The sequence below is a fragment of the Pseudomonas sp. rhizo66 genome (genome assembly GCF_031931925.1).
Lineage (GTDB): Bacteria > Pseudomonadota > Gammaproteobacteria > Pseudomonadales > Pseudomonadaceae > Aquipseudomonas.
Window position 1 is genome coordinate 62578 of record NZ_JAUJWZ010000018.1, and the last position, 16512, is coordinate 79089.

General features: G+C 60.6%; 11 protein-coding genes. 8 read left to right on the forward strand and 3 right to left on the reverse strand.

From position 1 onward, the window contains the following. Positions 1 to 38: 38 nt before the first annotated feature. The 3 genes from QZR14_RS20915 to QZR14_RS20925 are packed head-to-tail and all read right to left on the reverse strand — an operon-like array spanning position 39 to position 3198. Complete coding sequence (locus QZR14_RS20915; protein ID WP_250606667.1) at positions 39 to 1241, reverse strand: HlyD family secretion protein; 1203 nt, start codon at positions 1239 to 1241, stop codon at positions 39 to 41. A 15-nt stretch (positions 1242 to 1256) separates the two neighbouring features. Then, positions 1257 to 2726 (reverse strand): efflux transporter outer membrane subunit, encoded by a 1470-nt coding sequence (locus QZR14_RS20920; RefSeq protein WP_311997636.1) that lies wholly within the window; start codon positions 2724 to 2726, stop codon positions 1257 to 1259. Continuing rightward, complete coding sequence (locus QZR14_RS20925; protein ID WP_123450831.1) at positions 2716 to 3198, reverse strand: MarR family winged helix-turn-helix transcriptional regulator; 483 nt, start codon at positions 3196 to 3198, stop codon at positions 2716 to 2718. Before QZR14_RS20925 ends, QZR14_RS20920 begins: the two co-directional genes overlap by 11 nt. A 238-nt stretch (positions 3199 to 3436) precedes the next feature. On the opposite strand from QZR14_RS20925, the gene QZR14_RS20930 reads away from it, so the two are divergent. From QZR14_RS20930 to QZR14_RS20965, 8 genes are all read left to right on the forward strand, one after another. Beyond that, positions 3437 to 4405, forward strand: a complete 969-nt coding sequence (locus tag QZR14_RS20930) for a fimbrial protein (RefSeq protein WP_311997637.1) — start codon at positions 3437 to 3439, stop codon at positions 4403 to 4405. A 55-nt stretch (positions 4406 to 4460) separates the two neighbouring features. Continuing rightward, entirely contained in the window at positions 4461 to 7274 is a 2814-nt protein-coding gene (locus QZR14_RS20935; RefSeq protein ID WP_311997638.1) for an ATP-binding protein, read from the forward strand. Continuing rightward, positions 7261 to 8448, forward strand: a complete 1188-nt coding sequence (locus QZR14_RS20940; protein ID WP_311997639.1) for an EAL domain-containing response regulator — start codon at positions 7261 to 7263, stop codon at positions 8446 to 8448. Before QZR14_RS20935 ends, QZR14_RS20940 begins: the two co-directional genes overlap by 14 nt. Before the next feature lie 84 nt (positions 8449 to 8532). After that, the gene (locus QZR14_RS20945; protein ID WP_311997640.1) at positions 8533 to 11694 is read left to right on the forward strand and encodes a hybrid sensor histidine kinase/response regulator; all 3162 of its coding nucleotides are present in this window, start codon (positions 8533 to 8535) and stop codon (positions 11692 to 11694) included. Positions 11695 to 11716: 22 nt separating this feature from the next. Beyond that, positions 11717 to 12364 (forward strand): response regulator, encoded by a 648-nt coding sequence (locus tag QZR14_RS20950; RefSeq protein ID WP_311997641.1) that lies wholly within the window; start codon positions 11717 to 11719, stop codon positions 12362 to 12364. Between the two features lie 108 nt (positions 12365 to 12472). Further along, complete coding sequence (locus QZR14_RS20955) at positions 12473 to 13060, forward strand: fimbrial protein (protein WP_250606658.1); 588 nt, start codon at positions 12473 to 12475, stop codon at positions 13058 to 13060. 74 nt (positions 13061 to 13134) lie between these two features. Further along, positions 13135 to 13884, forward strand: a complete 750-nt coding sequence (locus QZR14_RS20960; protein WP_311997642.1) for a fimbrial biogenesis chaperone — start codon at positions 13135 to 13137, stop codon at positions 13882 to 13884. 85 nt (positions 13885 to 13969) lie between these two features. Then, positions 13970 to 16462, forward strand: a complete 2493-nt coding sequence (locus tag QZR14_RS20965) for a fimbria/pilus outer membrane usher protein (RefSeq protein WP_311997643.1) — start codon at positions 13970 to 13972, stop codon at positions 16460 to 16462. Positions 16463 to 16512: the final 50 nt, after the last annotated feature.

Genomic DNA, 16512 nt, shown 5'->3' on the forward strand with positions numbered 1-16512 from the left:
AGCATTCGCGAGCAGGCTCGCTCCCCCAGGGGAAAGATTCAGCGTTGCGCGGTTTTGCTCGCCGCAGCGCTGTTGTCGTGGATCAGCTGCGCAATCATCGCGTCGGCTTCGGCCAGTTGGCGGTCGTAGACGTTGGTGCTGAACGAGGCTTTTTGCGGCGGCTGCTGAGCCAGCACCGGACCGCTCTGGTCGTGCAGGTTCACTTCAACATTGGTCGACAGACCGACGCGCAGCGGGTGCCTGGCCAGTTCTTCGGCGTTGATGTGAATGCGCACCGGCACACGCTGAACAATCTTGATCCAGTTACCGGTGGCGTTCTGCGCCGGCAACAAGGCGAACGCACTGCCGGTGCCGGCACCGAGGCTGTCGACGGTGCCGCTGTACTTCACGTCGCTGCCGTAGATGTCGGATTCGATATCGACCGGCTGACCGATGCGCATGTCACGCAGTTGGGTTTCCTTGAAGTTGGCGTCGATCCACAGCTGATCCAGCGGAATCACCGCCATCAACGCCGTGCCCGGCTGCACGCGCTGGCCGAGTTGTACGGTGCGTTTGGCTACGTAACCGGTGACCGGCGCGATCAAGGTGCTGCGGGCATTGGTCAGGTACGCCTGACGCAGATCGGCAGCCGCCGACATCACGTCCGGGTGCGACGACACCACGGTGTCATCAACCAGCGCGCTGGTGGTTTTCAATTGCTGTTTGGCGTTGGCCAGGGCGTTTTGCGCCGAGGTCAGGTCGTCGCGAGCGTGGGACAGTTCTTCCTGGGAAATCGCCCCGCCCTGAGCGAGGTTTTTCCGGCGGTTGTAATTGTCCTGCGCCTTCTGCACTTCGGCCTGTTGCGCGTTGACCTGAGCTTTCATGCCATCAACGTTGCTGTACAAGCCGCGCACCTGACGCACGGTGCGCGCCAGTTTCGCCTTGGCACTTTGCAGGCCGACTTCGGCGTCGTTCGGATCGAAGTTGATCAGCACCTGACCTTCGTGCACCAGATCACCATCGTCAGCGCCAATGCTGACCACCGTGCCGGTGACCAGCGGGGTGATTTCGACGACGTTGCCGTTGACGTAGGCGTCGTCGGTGCTTTCGTTAAAGCGCCCGATGAACTCGTGGTACGCCCAGACGCCGGCGCAGGCGAGCGCGACCACAACGGCCAGCACCAGCAGCATGACTTTGCGTTTGCGCGGGTTGCCGGTGTCCGGGGTGTTGCCTTGAGCTTGGGTATTTTCGGCAGTGGCCATGACAATTACCTTGAATTAGTTGTGCGACGTGGCTGGGGTGGCGTTGGCTGCGGTCAGGGTGTCGCCCTGGAAGCCGCCGCCCAGCGCTTGCATCAGTTGAATCGACAGGTCGATCTGCTCGGCATTGAGGTTGGCCAGTTGACGCTGGGCCTGCAGCAATTGCTGCTCGATGCTGAGCACGTCCAGGTAGTTGCCGATGCCGGAACCGTAACGCTGGACGACGGTGTTGTAGGAATCCTGGGCAATCTCGGTGGCATGTTGCTGCGCACCGATCTGCCGGCCGATGTCACGCAACTGGTTGATCGTGTCGCTGACGTCGCCCAGTGCCTTCACCAGACTTTTGTTGTACTGCGCCACCGCCAGGTCGTAATCGGCGTCGCGCGCATCGAGGTTGGCGCGCAGGCGTCCGCCGTCGAAAATCGGCACCGAAATGGTCGGGGCAATGTTGAAGAAGCGACTGGCCGAACCGAACATCGCGTCACCCAACAAGGACTCGGCACCGGCCGAGGCCGTGAGGTTCAAGTTGGGATAGAAGCGGGTTTTCGCCGAGTCGATGTCTTTGCTCGCCGCTTCGACGCGCCAGCGCGCGGCGACCAGATCCGGGCGACGGCCAAGCAACTCCGCCGGCAGCACCGACGGCACGGCGACAGCGCTGGCTTGCAGGACTTTCGGTCGGGCGATTTCGTTGCCGCGATCCGGGCCTTTGCCGAGCAGCACCGCCAAGGCGATCTTGGCGCTGTTCAAGCGTTTTTCCGCGTCGATCAGGCTGGCTTCGGAACTGGCTTCCAGGCTCTGGGTTTGCTGGAACTGATACTGGCTGTCGATCCCGGAACTCAGGCGACGCTGGCTCAAATCGAGCATTTGCTTGGTGCGCTTGAGGTCTTCGTTCGCCAGGTCGTAAACGATGTGCGCCTGACCGAGATCGCTGTAAGCGCGAGCGACGTCGGCGGCCAGGGTCAGTTGTGCGGCCTGACGATCAACTTCAGCGGCACGGGCCTGACCGAGTGCAGCTTCCCAGGCATCACGCTGACCGCCCCACAGGTCGAAGTTGTAATTGAAACCGGCGCTGACATTGCGCACCGTCGAATAAGCCCCACCCTGCCCCAGCGGATCCTGATCGCGAGCCAAGCGCGAACGGCTGATGCCGGCGCTGGCGTCGAGGGTCGGATAGCGTTCGGCATCGGCGGCATAGGCAGCGGCGCTGGCCTGGTGCGCACGGGCTGCGGCAATCTGCATGTCCGGGCTGTCGTGCAACGCTTCGCGGATCAGACCATCGAGTTGCGGGTCGCCGAGGCTGGACCACCAGTCGCTCTTCGGCCATGCGGCCGCCGACAGGGTCACGCCGTCGAGGGATTGGCCGACTTTCAGGCTTTTCGCATCAAGGCTCTGGCCTTGAGTGTCGAGGCCGCTGTAGTTGGCGCAACCGGCGAGAATCATCGCCGACAGCACCAGCGTCAGGCTGCTGCGCAAGGTTTTACCGCTCATTGTGTTCACCTAACCGCTGGATCGTGATCGGGTCACCGGCTGCCAGCAGGATTTTCTTGAGGATGTATTCCAGGGTCTTCAACTCGTCCGGAGTGACGGCGCCCGCCAGTTCATTCATCGCGTCGGCGCCGATGTACGGCAGGCGATCAGCCAGTTGCTGGCCCTGCTCGGTGAGTTTGAGTTGCACCTGCCGGCGATCGCCTTCGCTGCGTTGGCGAACCAGGAAACCTTTCTGCTCCAGACGATCGAGCATGCGCGTCATCGAACCGCTGTCCAGCGACAGATGCCGGCACAGCTCGGCCGGGGTGTCGACGCCGAACTGGGCCATGATGATCAACACCTTGAACTGCGCGGCGGTGATGCCGTGGGGTTCCATGTGGGTGTCGATGATCCGGTCCTTGAGCAGCGCAGCACGGCCAAGCAACAGGCCGAGATGGCAATGTTTGAATTCGTCCGGGGTGAAATGCTTCATTTGCTCACCTAATAACTGCCTAGGCAGTGAATGTATGTCGAGATGTTACTGCCTAGGCAGCGAATGTCAACGTAATAGTTAGGGGGCTTGGTAATTAGTTGACCAGTGGGCTGGGTTTTATTGCGCAGGCGGCAACACGGTGCAAAGGATGATTGCTTTCTAAGAATTGCCTGATGGGCGGGCTTGAATGCCTTGGCTAACGTACGCCGCTCACTGGCCGATACGTAAAGCCCTCTTCATGAAACGTTTCAAACTCCAGCGCCCGCTCCAGCTCTGTATCGCAACCACCTTGTTTGCCTGCGCCTCCAACGTGATGGCCGGCAGTTGTGTTGCGATCAATTCAAAGACTGAAACCCTCAACTTTGGCGCCAGTCTCGCTAGTTCCACGCTTACCATTCCTGCCGACACACCCAATGGCACCGTGGTCTATCAGGACACCGTGCAGTCGACTGGGCATATCTGGAGCTGTTCGAAGATTTCCCTGTTTGGCATTCAGATAAATCCGAAACTGGGCACCGCCACCGGTACGGACAGTATTTTTCCGCTGGGCAAGAGCGGACTGTCCTACCGCGTCTGGTTCGAAGCCCTGAGCCGCTACGAAACAGCCTTGCAAGCCATCGCCGCCAACGCCAGCTATGGGTTCGGCGCGAATTCCGTGCGTCTGGAAATTATCAAGACCGGCGAGCTGACGTCGAAAGTCAACATCGACGCGGGGTATCTGGGCAGCCTGCAGGACGATGATCTCATCCTGAAGAAACTTAACCTGATGAACCCCATCGTCCTGAACGCCGCCTCCTGCCAGACCCCGTCTGTACCGGTGGCGATGGGCGACGATTACCAGCTCCACGACTTTCGCGAAGCCGGCGCCACGTCACGCAAGGTGCGCTTCGAGATTGCCTTGAACCAATGCCAGACCGGGATCAAGAAAGTCACTTACTCACTCAAGGCCAACACCCCGGTTCTTGATGCAACCAAAGGTGTCGTTGCGCTCAACTCCAGCTCCACCGCCAAAGGCATAGGCTTGCAAGTGATGAATGAACTCGGCCAGCCCATCGCTTTCGACACCACCTACCCGTTCAACGGCTTCACCAGCACCGGCCTCAATTTCAAAATCCCCTTTTCGGCGACGTATTACCGTCTGGGCACGGGAAGTGTCGAGGCCGGCAGTGCGAACACTGAAGTGACCTTCATCGTCAATTACCTGTGACGCTTTTAAGGATCGTCTGATTCTCCCGGTGCCCGCTCGCTCCTACTGTGCCGGGATGCGATTGAAGAACTACCTCCACCAGATCAGCCCGGTCCTGTCCACACCCCACGCTGCGCGACGTTTGTTGCGCATTTTTGCGTGGGTGTTGCTGGTGGGCATCCTCGGCGGCGTCTACAGCTTTCTGCTGTTCACCTTCAACAACGAAATTTCTCAGCGGCGCAGTTACATGAGCAGCGCCATCGCCGAGGCGCATACCTTTTTCACCACCCGCGAGGCGCTGCTGGAAAGCCTGAGTTTGTCGGCGACTCGCCAGACCGCGTTGAGCGCGCCGCTGTCCGAGGAAGAAATCCGGCTGCTGCTGGGACAAACCCCAGGCAAGCAATGGAGCATCTGGCTGACCCAGCGCATGCGCGACTATCTGCAAGCGCGCAAATTGAATCTGCTCTACGTCAGCAGCGGCGCCGAGGCGCAGGTGTGGCGCCTGTACAACACGACGCCCATGGCTGGCGATTTTCCACGCGCGATGCTTGATCGCCTGGAAACCTTCAAACGCGACAACGCCAGCGCCCTCAAAGAAATCTGGCTGACCCACAACTTGGAAGGGCACTCGCAGCTGTACATCTTCATTCGACTGGATGATCGCGATCCCGATTCCGGCTGGCTCGGTCTGGAAATGGATGACCGTGAAGTCTCCAATGCGCTGAGCGACCACAGCGCCGGCGAGTTCACCATGTTCAACTCGCAAGGGATGCCGCTCTTCAGCAACAGCCACAAGCCGCCCCCCGGGCAGGATCTGCCACTGCTGCGCCAGCAGGATTTCTTCGGATTCGTCGGCGACGGCTGGCTGCCCGAGCAATTGGTATTGCGCAAACAGCTCAAGTCATCGGACTGGCAACTCACCTACTCCATCGACTTGCTGGCGGTGCTTTGGGCCCTGTGGCCGCAGATGCTCGGCGCACTGGTGTTCTGTCTGGCGAGCATCAGCCTGGTGTGTCTGCTGACCCGGCGTCTGGAACATCGCTTCATCACGCCGACACTGCACCGGATTCAGGCGCTGGTGGAAAGCGAGCTGTTCAGCCGCGACGTGATCCAGACCGCCCCCGTGGCACTCTGCGTGTTGCGCCGCAGCGATGGCCAGGTGGTACTGGAAAATACCCTTGCCCAACAATGGCTGGGCACGTGCAGCCAGCAACTGGGCCCCGGCTGGATTCGCGCTGCGTTTGACGACAATGCGCCCTGCCTGACCGACTATATCGACACCGCTGATGGCCGGCACCTGTACCTGAGCTGCGCGCCGACCCGTTACAAAGGCGAAGACGTATTGCTTTGCGCCTTCAGCGATATCAGCGCGCGCCGGCAAATCGAAGCGGCGCTGGAGCAGGCGCGCCAGTCAGCCGATGCCGCCAACGAAGCAAAAACCCTGTTTCTCGCGACCATGAGCCACGAAATCCGCACGCCGTTATATGGCGTGCTCGGCACCCTTGAACTGCTCGCCCGCACCCGGCTCGACAACCAGCAGAAAAGCTATTTGCGCGCGATCGAAGGCTCGTCCGCGACCCTGCTGCAATTGATCTGCGATGTGCTTGATGTGTCGAAAATAGAGGCCGGGCAACTGGCGCTGGAGCTGAGCGACTTTTCCATCGTTGCGCTGGCACAGGAGGTGGTGCAGGGGTACGCGGCGGCGGCGCAGAGCAAAGGTTTGCAGCTGTATGCATGCTTTGATCCGCAACTGCCCGACAGTCTGGTGGGCGATGTCAGCCGGGTGCGGCAGATTCTCAATAACCTGTTGAGCAACGCGGTCAAATTCACCGACTCCGGACGCGTGGTGTTGCGGGTCAAAACGCTGTCCCGTGATGGCGAGCGCGTGTGCGTGCAATGGCAGGTGTCGGACACCGGTCGCGGTATTGCCCATTCAGATCAGGCATTTATCTTCGAACCGTTCTATCAGACCCAGGGCAATAGCCATGCAGTCGCGGGCACCGGTTTGGGCCTGCCGATCTGCCTGCGGCTGACAAACTTGATGAACGGCACGCTACGCATGGTCAGTGAACCGGGGCTGGGCAGCAGTTTTTCCCTGACCTTGCCACTGGAGCAGCGCGCGGGCAGCGGATTGCCCGCAGCAGCGCCGAAGCTGGCGGGTGAAACCGTTTACGTGGTGTCGCCGGTACGCGAACTGGCTGAAAGCCTCGCTGGCTGGCTGCGCCGTTGGGGCGCCCGACCGCACCTCGGCGCGCCGGACAACCACGAATCTGCCGACGCTGGCGTGTTGCTGGAACTGTACCCGGCACCGATGGAGCCGCGCGGCGAACTGCACTGGTCAGGGCCGCGGGTACTGGCCAGTGGCGATGCGGCCTGTGAGCCGCAATGCACGGGCAAAGGCTGGGTGGCGAATCTGAGTGACCTGGCCGCGATCCGCCAGGCCGTGCGCCAGGCTCAGGGCGGCCAGAGCATCGAGCATCCGCAACAGGCAGAAACCCAGGCACTGGCGCCGCTGCATCTGCACATCCTCGTGGCCGAAGACAATGCAATCAACCAGTTGATCCTGCGCGACCAGTTGCAAGAGTTGGGCTGCACGGTAGCGCTGGCCAGCGATGGCGAAGAGGCCTTGTCGCTGTGGCAGGACGACACCTTCGATGTCGTGCTCAGCGACGTCAACATGCCACGACTCAACGGTTATGAATTGGCCAAAGCCTTGCGCCGCCTCGGCTGCACCACGCCGATCATCGGCGCCACCGCCAATGCCCTGCGCGGTGAAGAGGCCCTGTGCCTGGCGGCCGGCATGAACCACTGCCTGGTCAAACCTTTTACGCTAAGAGCCTTGTCGACCATCCTGGCTCCCTACGAACGAGTCGCCCATGAAGTCCTCTAGCCTGCTGATTGTCGAAGATCATCCGTTCCAGCACCTGTACTTGCAGAACCTGTTCAACGAGCTGGGCGTGTTCGATCTGGAGTTTGCCCGGGACGGCGAAGAAGCCTTGCGGCGCCTGAAAAACCGCAAATTCGATCTGGTCCTCACCGATCTGCTGATGCCGGGCATGGACGGCGTGCAGTTCATCCAGGGCCTGGCCGCGCAGCCCTCGCGCCCGGCACTGGCGATCATGAGCGCTGCCTCGCGGCGCATGCTGATGGGTGCGAGCCTGGTGGCGAGCAACCTGCAGGTCAAAGTCATCGGGCTGATTTCCAAACCGGTCAACAGCGCTGCCCTGCGTTGTCTGATCGAGCAGTTACAAACGCTGCGCCAGGCCGGCCCGGTCGCGACGCAGCCCGGCATTGATCGGCAAAGTATTGTGCATGCCTTGGACAAGGGTGAATTACAGGCCTGGTTCCAACCCAAGAAGGCGCTGGACAATGGCCGCATCGTCGCCGCCGAAACATTGGTGCGCTGGATGCATCCCGAACATGGCACGCTGTTGCCGGGGGCATTTCTACCGGCGCTGATTGCTTATGACCTCGAAGAGCGGCTGCTCTGGCGAATGCTGGAACAGGCGATTGCCGCGCAAACCGTATGGCGCCAGCAGGGCTATGACATTCCGGTGTCAATCAATCTGCCCACGCACCTGCTTAACAGCCATGATCTGCCCGACCGGATCCTCGCTTTCGTGCTGCAACATGAAGGCCTGCCGGCGCGGATCTGTTTCGAGCTGATGGAATGCTCGGTGCCTGATGACATCAGTAATTTCTACGCCGGCGCCTGCCGCTTGCGGATCAAGGGTTTCGGTTTGTCTCAGGATGATTTCGGCAAAGGCTACAGTTCTTACATGAATCTGGTGTCGGCGCCTTTCACCGAGCTTAAAATCGACCGCGCGCTGGTGCAGGGTTGCAACAGCAACGCCGAACTGGCCCAGGCGCTGACCAGCATTGTCACCCTCGGTCGGCAACTGGGCCTGACGGTGGTCGCCGAAGGCGTGGAAACCGCGCAAGAACTTGCTCTGTTGCGTAAGATCGACTGCACTCAGGTTCAGGGTTTCCTGATCTCCCACGCCGTGTCTGCGGAGCAGTTCCAGCAGTTGCTGACCCATGATGGACCGGCCAATGCCTGGTGAACCCCAGACGCTGTTGACGATACCGTTTGCCACCGAGGTCTTTGTGTCCAGACACTTTTCCACTTTGCCTGATCAGGCGTTGTAATGCCCCAGCCCAACGCATTTCTGGAAAGACTCGCCAGCAGTTCGCTACGCCTGAACAAAAGCTTGCTGGTGCTCGGTGCGCTGGTCCTGTTGTTGCTGGGCATCAGTTATCTGGGCGTGCAGCGCATGGTGGAAGAACAGCGCGATACCCTGCAGTTCCACTTCGCCCGACTGATGGAAAACGTTCGCGAGCAGGAAGCCTTTCTCGACGCGATCTCAAGGGCCAGCGCCAAGGGTGTGTACTTTGCCGAGGCTGTGACGCCGCCGGTTGTCCAAAAGCTTTTGCCCGAAGAAGGGCCGAACATTTACGAAGGCCGTGGGCTGCCGTTTTCGCTGCCGTTCAGCGTAAAGATCGATCCGGAGCGAATCGCCCCCAGCCAGCACCCCAAGGTGTTTGCCCTCGGCAGCTATCTGGCAGCTTATTACAGCGCCTTCTGGGCAGCCTCGCATTACCAGTCGCCGCAGGTGATCCTGCTCAACGGGCCGGACAATTTCGATATCGCCGTGCCCGCCGCCGGCCGTTTGCGTGGTGCAGGGCCGACGCAGATAAGCAACTTCGTCGAGCTCATGACCCGGATGAGCATGCAACGGCGCACGCAGACTTCAGCGCAGGTTCACTGGGTGCCCTACGCGTTCGCCGAGGAGGACAACGTTACCCCGACTCTGCTGGCCTACGTGCGGATCAATCTGAGCAAAACGACGCGGGCCATCGAAGGCGCCAACTCCTGGGCGGTGGTCGGCGCGCTGCTGAAACTGTCTCAGGTCAACAACATCGAGCGTTTGATGAAGTGGTCGATTTACGACGACTTCACCCTGATCACGCCCGACGGTACGGTGTTGATCGGTGCGCTGAAGCCCGATCAAGTGCTCAATGAAGGCACGAATCTGACCGCTGATGGCCTGGTGTTCAAGCTGACCAGCCCCGGCGAACGTCCGTGGACGGCGATTTACGTGATCAGTGTGCAGAGCTTTCTCGATTACGCGCTGTGGCCATTGCTGTGCCTTTTGGTTCTCGTGCTCGCCCTGCTCGGCAGTGGCCGGGCACTCAATCGCTGGTACACCCAGCGCGTTATCCTTCCCGCGCAAAGTGCCCACGCGAGCATCGCCGAAAGCGAAGCGTTCAGCCGCGCGGTCATCGACACCGCGCCCACCGGCCTGTGCGTGATAAGTCGCCGCGATCATCAGGTATTGCTGGAGAACCAGCGCGCTCAGCAATGGCACGACACCCGCGAACTGATCAACCTGCTCGACCGGCAGACAGCGACCGGCCAAGGCCATGCCGAACTGGAGATTGGCGGTCGGCATTTGCATGTCGCCTTCGTCGCCACCCGTTATCAGGGCCAGGACGCCTGGCTGTGTGCATTGCACGATGTGACCCGGCATGTCGAAGACGCGGCGGCGCTTGAGGTTGCGCGCCAGGCCGCTGATTCGGCGAATCAGGCCAAGAGTCGGTTTCTGGCGACGATGAGTCATGAAATCCGCACGCCGCTGTATGGCGTGCTCGGCACGCTGGAACTGCTCGGTCTGACCACGCTGAACCCGCGTCAACAGGCCTATCTGGACACCATCCAGCGCTCGTCGGCCAGTCTCTTCAAGCTGATCAGCGACGTGCTGGACGTGTCGAAAATCGAGGCTGGGCAAATGAATCTCGAGCTTCAGCCGTTTTGTCCGCTGGAGCTGACCGAAGACGTCGTACGCAGCTTCGGCGCGTTTGCCCGTGGCAAAGGTTTGCAACTGTATGCCTGCATCGATGCGGCGCTGCCGGATCAATTGCTCGGTGATGCGCAGCGCATTCGCCAGATCCTCAATAACTTGCTGAGCAACGCCATCAAGTTCACTGACAATGGCCGTGTGGTCATGCGCGTTCGTGTGCTGCAAAACGCGGGCGGTCGCGCCGAGGTGCAGTGGCAGGTCAGCGATTCGGGTGTGGGCATTTCCCAAGCGCAGCAACAGCAGTTGTTCGACCCGTTCTATCAAGTCAACGAAGCCGACAGTCATGCCGGCGCCGGGTTGGGTCTGGCCATTTGCAAGTGGCTGTGTGAGTTGATGCAAGGTCAGTTGAACGTGGTCAGCGAGCCGGGACTGGGCAGCCGCTTCAACTTGCAACTGACCCTCGATTGCGCCCCTGGCAGTCTTGCCGATTGCCCATCGTTTGTGCCCGGCGGCGCTGCCATTTATGTACGGGCACCGGTGGCCGAACTGGCGCAGCATCTGAGCGCCTGGCTTGAGCGTTTTGGCCTTGATTGCCGCTTGGTGACGAACGAGCTGCCGCCCTCCGCGGCGCTGCTGGTAGACCTTGCGCCCCTGGCTAACGCCAGCGTGTTCGATGGCCCGCGTATCCTCGCCACTGCAGGCGGGCCCAATCCGGCGCGGGTGAGCGGCAGCGGCTGGCAAGTCGATGCGGACGATGTACGTGCAATTGGCTGGGCAATTGCGTTGGCCCGGCACGGCGCCAGTCACCCGCGTGTGCCTGCGCAGCAGGAAAACAGCCGAGCGCTGAACCTGCGCGTACTGGTGGCCGAGGACAATACGATCAACGCGGCGATCATCAAGGAACAACTGGAGGCGCTGGGCTGTTCGGTAGTCGTCGCCGCCAATGGCGAACAGGCGCTGGTGCAATGGGCACCCGGACGCTTCGATCTGCTGCTGACCGACGTCAACATGCCGATCATGAACGGCTACCAACTGGCCGCCGCACTGCGCCAGCAGGATGCGACGCTGCCGATCATCGGCGTCACCGCCAATGCCCTGCGCGAAGAAGGTGAACGTTGCGCCGCTGTCGGCATGAACGCATGGATGGTCAAGCCGCTGAACCTGGCGACACTGCGCACGCAGCTGCAAAGCCACTGCCAGACAGTGATCGCGCCGGTGGCAGACGCCGCGCCGACCCTCTCACCGAAAATGCGCGAGCTGTTCGTCGCAACCCTGCGCCGCGACGTTCAGACCACACTGACCGCGCTGGATGCGGCCAACGCCAGCAGCGTCGCACAGCAATTGCACAGCATGGCCGGGGCACTCGGCGCCGTGCGGGTCGAGGCCCTGGCCAGCGCACTGGTCGAGCTGGAATGTCGCCTGACCGGCATGGCGATCACTCCGGCGCTGGCCTTGCAAGTGCGCCAACAGCTGGCGCGTCTGACCGACCTGCTCGACACCCTCGAATAATTTCACTCTGGATAAAGCACCCATGGAAACCTTCAACGTTGTCATCGCCGATGATCATCCCATTGTCCTTTTGGGGGTACGGGAACTGGTCGAGCGTGACCGACGCTTCAACGTGGTGGGCGAGGCAGTGTGTCCCGATGGCTTGATCGAGTTGCTGAAGTCTCAGGCGGTGGACCTGTTGATCACCGATTTCAATATGCCCGGTGACTCGCGCTACGGTGACGGCCTGAAGCTGGTGGAATACGTGACCCGGCATTTTCCCGAAGTGAGGGTGTTGGTCCTGACCATGATTTCCAATCCTCTGATCCTGACCCGCCTGCAGGAACTCGGTGTGCTGGCGGTGATTCAGAAAAGCCAGCTGCACGCTGAAATAGAAGTGGCGCTCAAAGCCATTGCCAAAGGCAGCCGGGTACGCCACAAAGAACCAGCCCCCACGTCCGTGCTGAACGATGGCGCCGATCTGGATGAACGCTTTTCCCGACTGTCGCCCAAGGAACATGAAATTCTGCGGCTGTTCGTTCAAGGCCAGGGCGTTAACGAAATTGCCAGGGGATTGAACAGAAGTGCCAAAACCATCAGTACGCAAAAAATTTCAGCCATGCGCAAACTTGAAGTAAATAGCAATCAGGCGTTACTGGCTTATTGCATCGAACGCAACTTGTTCAAATAAACGACTCTGCACTTCGACGTAACATCCGCGCATCTAGGAATCGTCTGATGTTCCACCGGGAACCCGGGTTTTATTGTGTTGCTTTAACCCCAACAATGGAAAAGCAACATGAAAACGCTGTCTCGCACACTTCTCGCCCTGTCGATCTTCGCTGCCGGTAATGTCCTTGCCGCCGATCCCGTCGTGCCGACCAAGGCAGGCACTGGCACTATCAACTTCACCGGCACCATCAACAACGATGCCTGCTCGGTGGAAGGCGCCGGCAAGGACAAAACCATTTCGGTAAACATGGGCGAGGTGTCGATCAAGGACATGGGCACCGCGACTGCGCCGAAAGGCAACGGTACGCTGAGCGTCGAGAACTTCGACATGAAGATCAACTGCAACGCCGGAACCAAAGTGGCGATGATCTTTGAACCGACCAAGGGCGCAGGCTCGGGCATCGAAACCGGTACCAAGGTCTTGAAACTGATCGACGGCCTGGGTTCTGCGAAAGGCATCGGCATCGCTCTGCTCGATGCCAATGGCGCCGTGATCGACCTGACTTCGCCGACCACCGCCCGCATTGAAAACACCCTGCAGGACAGCAACACCACATTGAAATTCTCGGCAGCCTACGTCACCACCGTTGACCCGAAACTGGCGGTAGCCGGCCGTGGCGACGCGACCCTGCCGTTCACCCTGCAATACGAATAAATCGCGCGCTGTAGCGAGCACTGTGCGGGGCCGACCGGCCCTGCACTTCCTTTCTGTCTGCGCGGTAATTGTTCATGTCTTTACGTCATTCCCTATCCCTTTGCGTCGGCCTTCTGGGCCTGTTCGTCGTCAATCAGGCCATGGCCGGCATCTCTTTGAGCAGCACCCGGCTGATCTTCGACGGCAAGCATAAAGAAGCCGGCATCACCGTGCGTAACAGCGGCGAAGACGTGTTGATTCAGTCTTGGGTCGACACCGACAGCGACGCGGCCGGCACGGTGCCTTTCGCCGTCACCCCGCCGCTGGTGCGTGTCAGTGGTGATGAGCAGCAGATATTGCGGGTTATTTACGAAGGCACCGGCATGCCCAAAGACCGAGAGTCGGTGGTGTGGCTGAACGTGCAGGAAATCCCGCAATCGGCAAAAACGGCCAATACCCTGCAGTTGGCGGTGCGTCAACGCATCAAGGTGTTCTTCCGCCCTGCCGGTTTGAAAAACAACGCCTATCAAGCCCCGGCCGAGCTGACCTGGAAGCTGAGCGAGCGTGCCGGTAAAAGTGTGCTGCAGGTAAAAAATCCAGGGCTGTATCACGTGTCGATTGCCGATATCACCGTGCAATCGGGGGCAACCGGCGAGCACCCGTTTGATTCAATGATGATCGCCCCAGGCGAACAAAAAGAGTTCGTACTCAAACAACTTCACGCAATCAATTCGCCACGTTTGCTATTCAGCAGCATCAACGACTATGGCGCCCGCGACCGTTATGTCGCGCAACTTTCCAGCAGCGCCGAAGTGAGCGCCAGTCTGGATAAACAAACGCCATAACTCGCGTGCCGCTTTAACAGCCGCACTTTCACTGTATTTCTCTTCGCTCCGTTAGTTCGTATCGGAGGTGATATAGGGTTCCTGCATGTTTTTACTCAAGCGCGATGGCCTGGCGCCGTTTTCGTTTGCTCTGGTCTTCAGCACAACCTGCCTGGCCGATGGCGATGAACAATTCAATACATCGTTTCTGCAAGGCACGACGTCCGCCGTCGATCTGCAATCGCTGCTCGCCGGCAGCCGCGTACTCCCCGGCACTTACCGGGTCGACCTGTACGCCAACGACATGTTGGTGGGCCGCCGCGATATCGATTTCCGCCGTGATCCCGAGCGCAACAAGGTTGAAGCCTGCCTGACCCTGGACATGCTCAAGCAAGTGGGCGTCGACCTCGCCAGGCTGCAGGCCAGCGGCAAGCTCGGCGAGGCTGACGCGGATGCCTGCCTCGACCTGCCCGCGCTGATCGATCACGCCACTGTGCGCTACGACGTGCCGCGTCTGCGTTTGCTGGTCAGCGTGCCGCAAAGCGCCATGGAGCGCGGTCGCCGCGGCTACGTCGATCCGGCGCTGTGGGACGAAGGCGTGCCAGCGGCGTTCATCAACTATCAACTGAGCAGCAATCGCAACAGCACCAACGCCGACACCACGTTTGCCCATAACGTTGGCCTGCGCAACGGCATCAACCTCGGCGGCTGGCGCCTGCGCAATGAGTCCAACTTCAACAGCAGCACCGGCCAGCCGAGCACGTTCAAGAGCAACCGCAGCTATCTGCAACATGACGTCACCGCGTTGAAGGGCCAGTTCAGTGCCGGGGATATTTTCTCCGACGCCGACCTGTTCGACAGCGTGCGCTATCGCGGCTTGAAACTGGCCTCGGACGACGGCATGCGCGCCGACAGCGAGCGCGGCTATGCGCCGGTGATTCGTGGCATTGCGCAGTCGAGCGCCACCGTAGAGATTCGCCAGAACAATTACATTCTTTACACCACCAACGTGCCGCCCGGGCCGTTCGAGATCAGCGACATCTATCCCAGCGGCTCCAACGGCGATCTGGAAATCACGGTGATCGAAGCCGACGGTCGACGCCGGGTGACGGTGCAGGCGTTTTCCAGCCTGCCGATCATGGTGCGCGAAGGCCAACTGAAGTACAGCGTTTCGGCGGGCCGCTACAACAGCAACAGCGATGACCAGCAGACGCCGGAATTTATCAGCAGCACGGTGGCTTATGGCGTCAGCAGTAACCTGTCGGCGATTGTTGGTACTCAGGCCACCGAGAATTTCCAGGCGTTCTCGGTCGGGGCCGGGCGCAATACGGCGATCGGTGCCGTCTCGCTCGACCTGACTCACTCCAACAGCCGCACCTCTGGCCGGACCGTCAAGGGCAACAGCTTGCGCGCGTTGTATGCCAAAACGTTCACCGGCACCGACACCAACTTTACCCTCGCGGCCTATCGCTATTCAACCGAGGGCTATCGCACCTTGAGCGAACACGTCGAGGAACTGAGCCGCGAGGGCGAGCAGCGTATCGGTAATTCGAAAACCCGCACCGACCTGACCGTCAACCAGAGCCTGGGGCGCAATCAGCAGTTCGGCAGCATCTACCTCAACGCCAGCGACCAGCGCTACTGGGGACGCGGCGGTTCGCAGAGCCTGTCGGCCGGTTACAGCAATTATTGGGGCGAGGTCAGCTACAACCTCAGCGCGACTTACACCAAGGACGTCGGCAACTATGGGCCGGCGAACAACGACACGTTGTTCAATCTCTCAGTGTCGTTTCCGCTGGGCTCGAAACCGCGCGCGCCGAGGGCCTTCGTTTCGGCCAGTACGCAGAAGGACACCAGCAGCACCCAGGTGGGCATCAACGGCTATTTGTCCGAAGACAGCGATACCTATTACTCGGTGCAGGGCGGCAACAGTCGCAACGGCGGCAGCACGGGTTCGGCCAACCTCAGCACACGGACCTCGATGATGGACATCAGTGCCGGTTACAGCCAGGGCCGTGGCTACAATGCGCAGAATCTCAACGTTGCCGGTTCGATTGTCGGCCACGCTGGCGGGATCAACCTTGGGCAGACCGTCGGTGAGACTTTCGCATTGGCGCAGGTCGAGGGTGTCGAAGGCGTGAAGATCGCCAGCTTCTCCGGGGCCAAAACCGCTGGCAATGGCTACGCCGTGGTGTCCAATGCGCAGCCGTATCGAGTCAACTGGATCAGCCTCGATACCCGAGATCTGGGCGGTGATTTCGAAATTGAAAACGCCACCCGGCAAGTGGTGCCGCGCCGTGGTGCCGTGGTGCTGGCGCGCTACGCGAGCAAGACCGGGCGGCGGGTGCAATTCGCCCTGTTCGATGCGCAGCACCAGCCAATTCCGTTTGGGGCGTCACTGGAAGACGCCGCCGGCAAGCAACTGGCGATCTCCGACCCGAGCGGCAAGGCACTGGCGCTGGTCGCGGACGACGCCGGCACCCTGACCATCAACTGGCAAGGCCAGCGCTGCGAGGCGTCGTATGCACTGCCCGAGCGTGACAAGGCGTTGAATTACGAGCGAGCTTCGCTGGTGTGCCGCGCGCCAGTGGCTGACTGAGAAGACGCCATCGCTGGCAAGCCAGCTCCCACAGGGTTGATGCCGTACAA

Excerpts from the sequence above, each read along its gene's own strand:
- QZR14_RS20915 (WP_250606667.1), bottom strand. The coding sequence starts at position 1,241 with ATGGCCACTGCCGAAAATACCCAAGCTCAAGGCAACACCCCGGACACC.
- QZR14_RS20920 (WP_311997636.1), bottom strand. The coding sequence starts at position 2,726 with ATGAGCGGTAAAACCTTGCGCAGCAGCCTGACGCTGGTGCTGTCGGCG.
- QZR14_RS20925 (WP_123450831.1), bottom strand. The coding sequence starts at position 3,198 with ATGAAGCATTTCACCCCGGACGAATTCAAACATTGCCATCTCGGCCTG.
- QZR14_RS20930 (WP_311997637.1), top strand. The coding sequence starts at position 3,437 with ATGAAACGTTTCAAACTCCAGCGCCCGCTCCAGCTCTGTATCGCAACC.
- QZR14_RS20935 (WP_311997638.1), top strand. The coding sequence starts at position 4,461 with ATGCGATTGAAGAACTACCTCCACCAGATCAGCCCGGTCCTGTCCACA.
- QZR14_RS20940 (WP_311997639.1), top strand. The coding sequence starts at position 7,261 with ATGAAGTCCTCTAGCCTGCTGATTGTCGAAGATCATCCGTTCCAGCAC.
- QZR14_RS20945 (WP_311997640.1), top strand. The coding sequence starts at position 8,533 with ATGCCCCAGCCCAACGCATTTCTGGAAAGACTCGCCAGCAGTTCGCTA.
- QZR14_RS20950 (WP_311997641.1), top strand. The coding sequence starts at position 11,717 with ATGGAAACCTTCAACGTTGTCATCGCCGATGATCATCCCATTGTCCTT.
- QZR14_RS20955 (WP_250606658.1), top strand. The coding sequence starts at position 12,473 with ATGAAAACGCTGTCTCGCACACTTCTCGCCCTGTCGATCTTCGCTGCC.
- QZR14_RS20960 (WP_311997642.1), top strand. The coding sequence starts at position 13,135 with ATGTCTTTACGTCATTCCCTATCCCTTTGCGTCGGCCTTCTGGGCCTG.
- QZR14_RS20965 (WP_311997643.1), top strand. The coding sequence starts at position 13,970 with ATGTTTTTACTCAAGCGCGATGGCCTGGCGCCGTTTTCGTTTGCTCTG.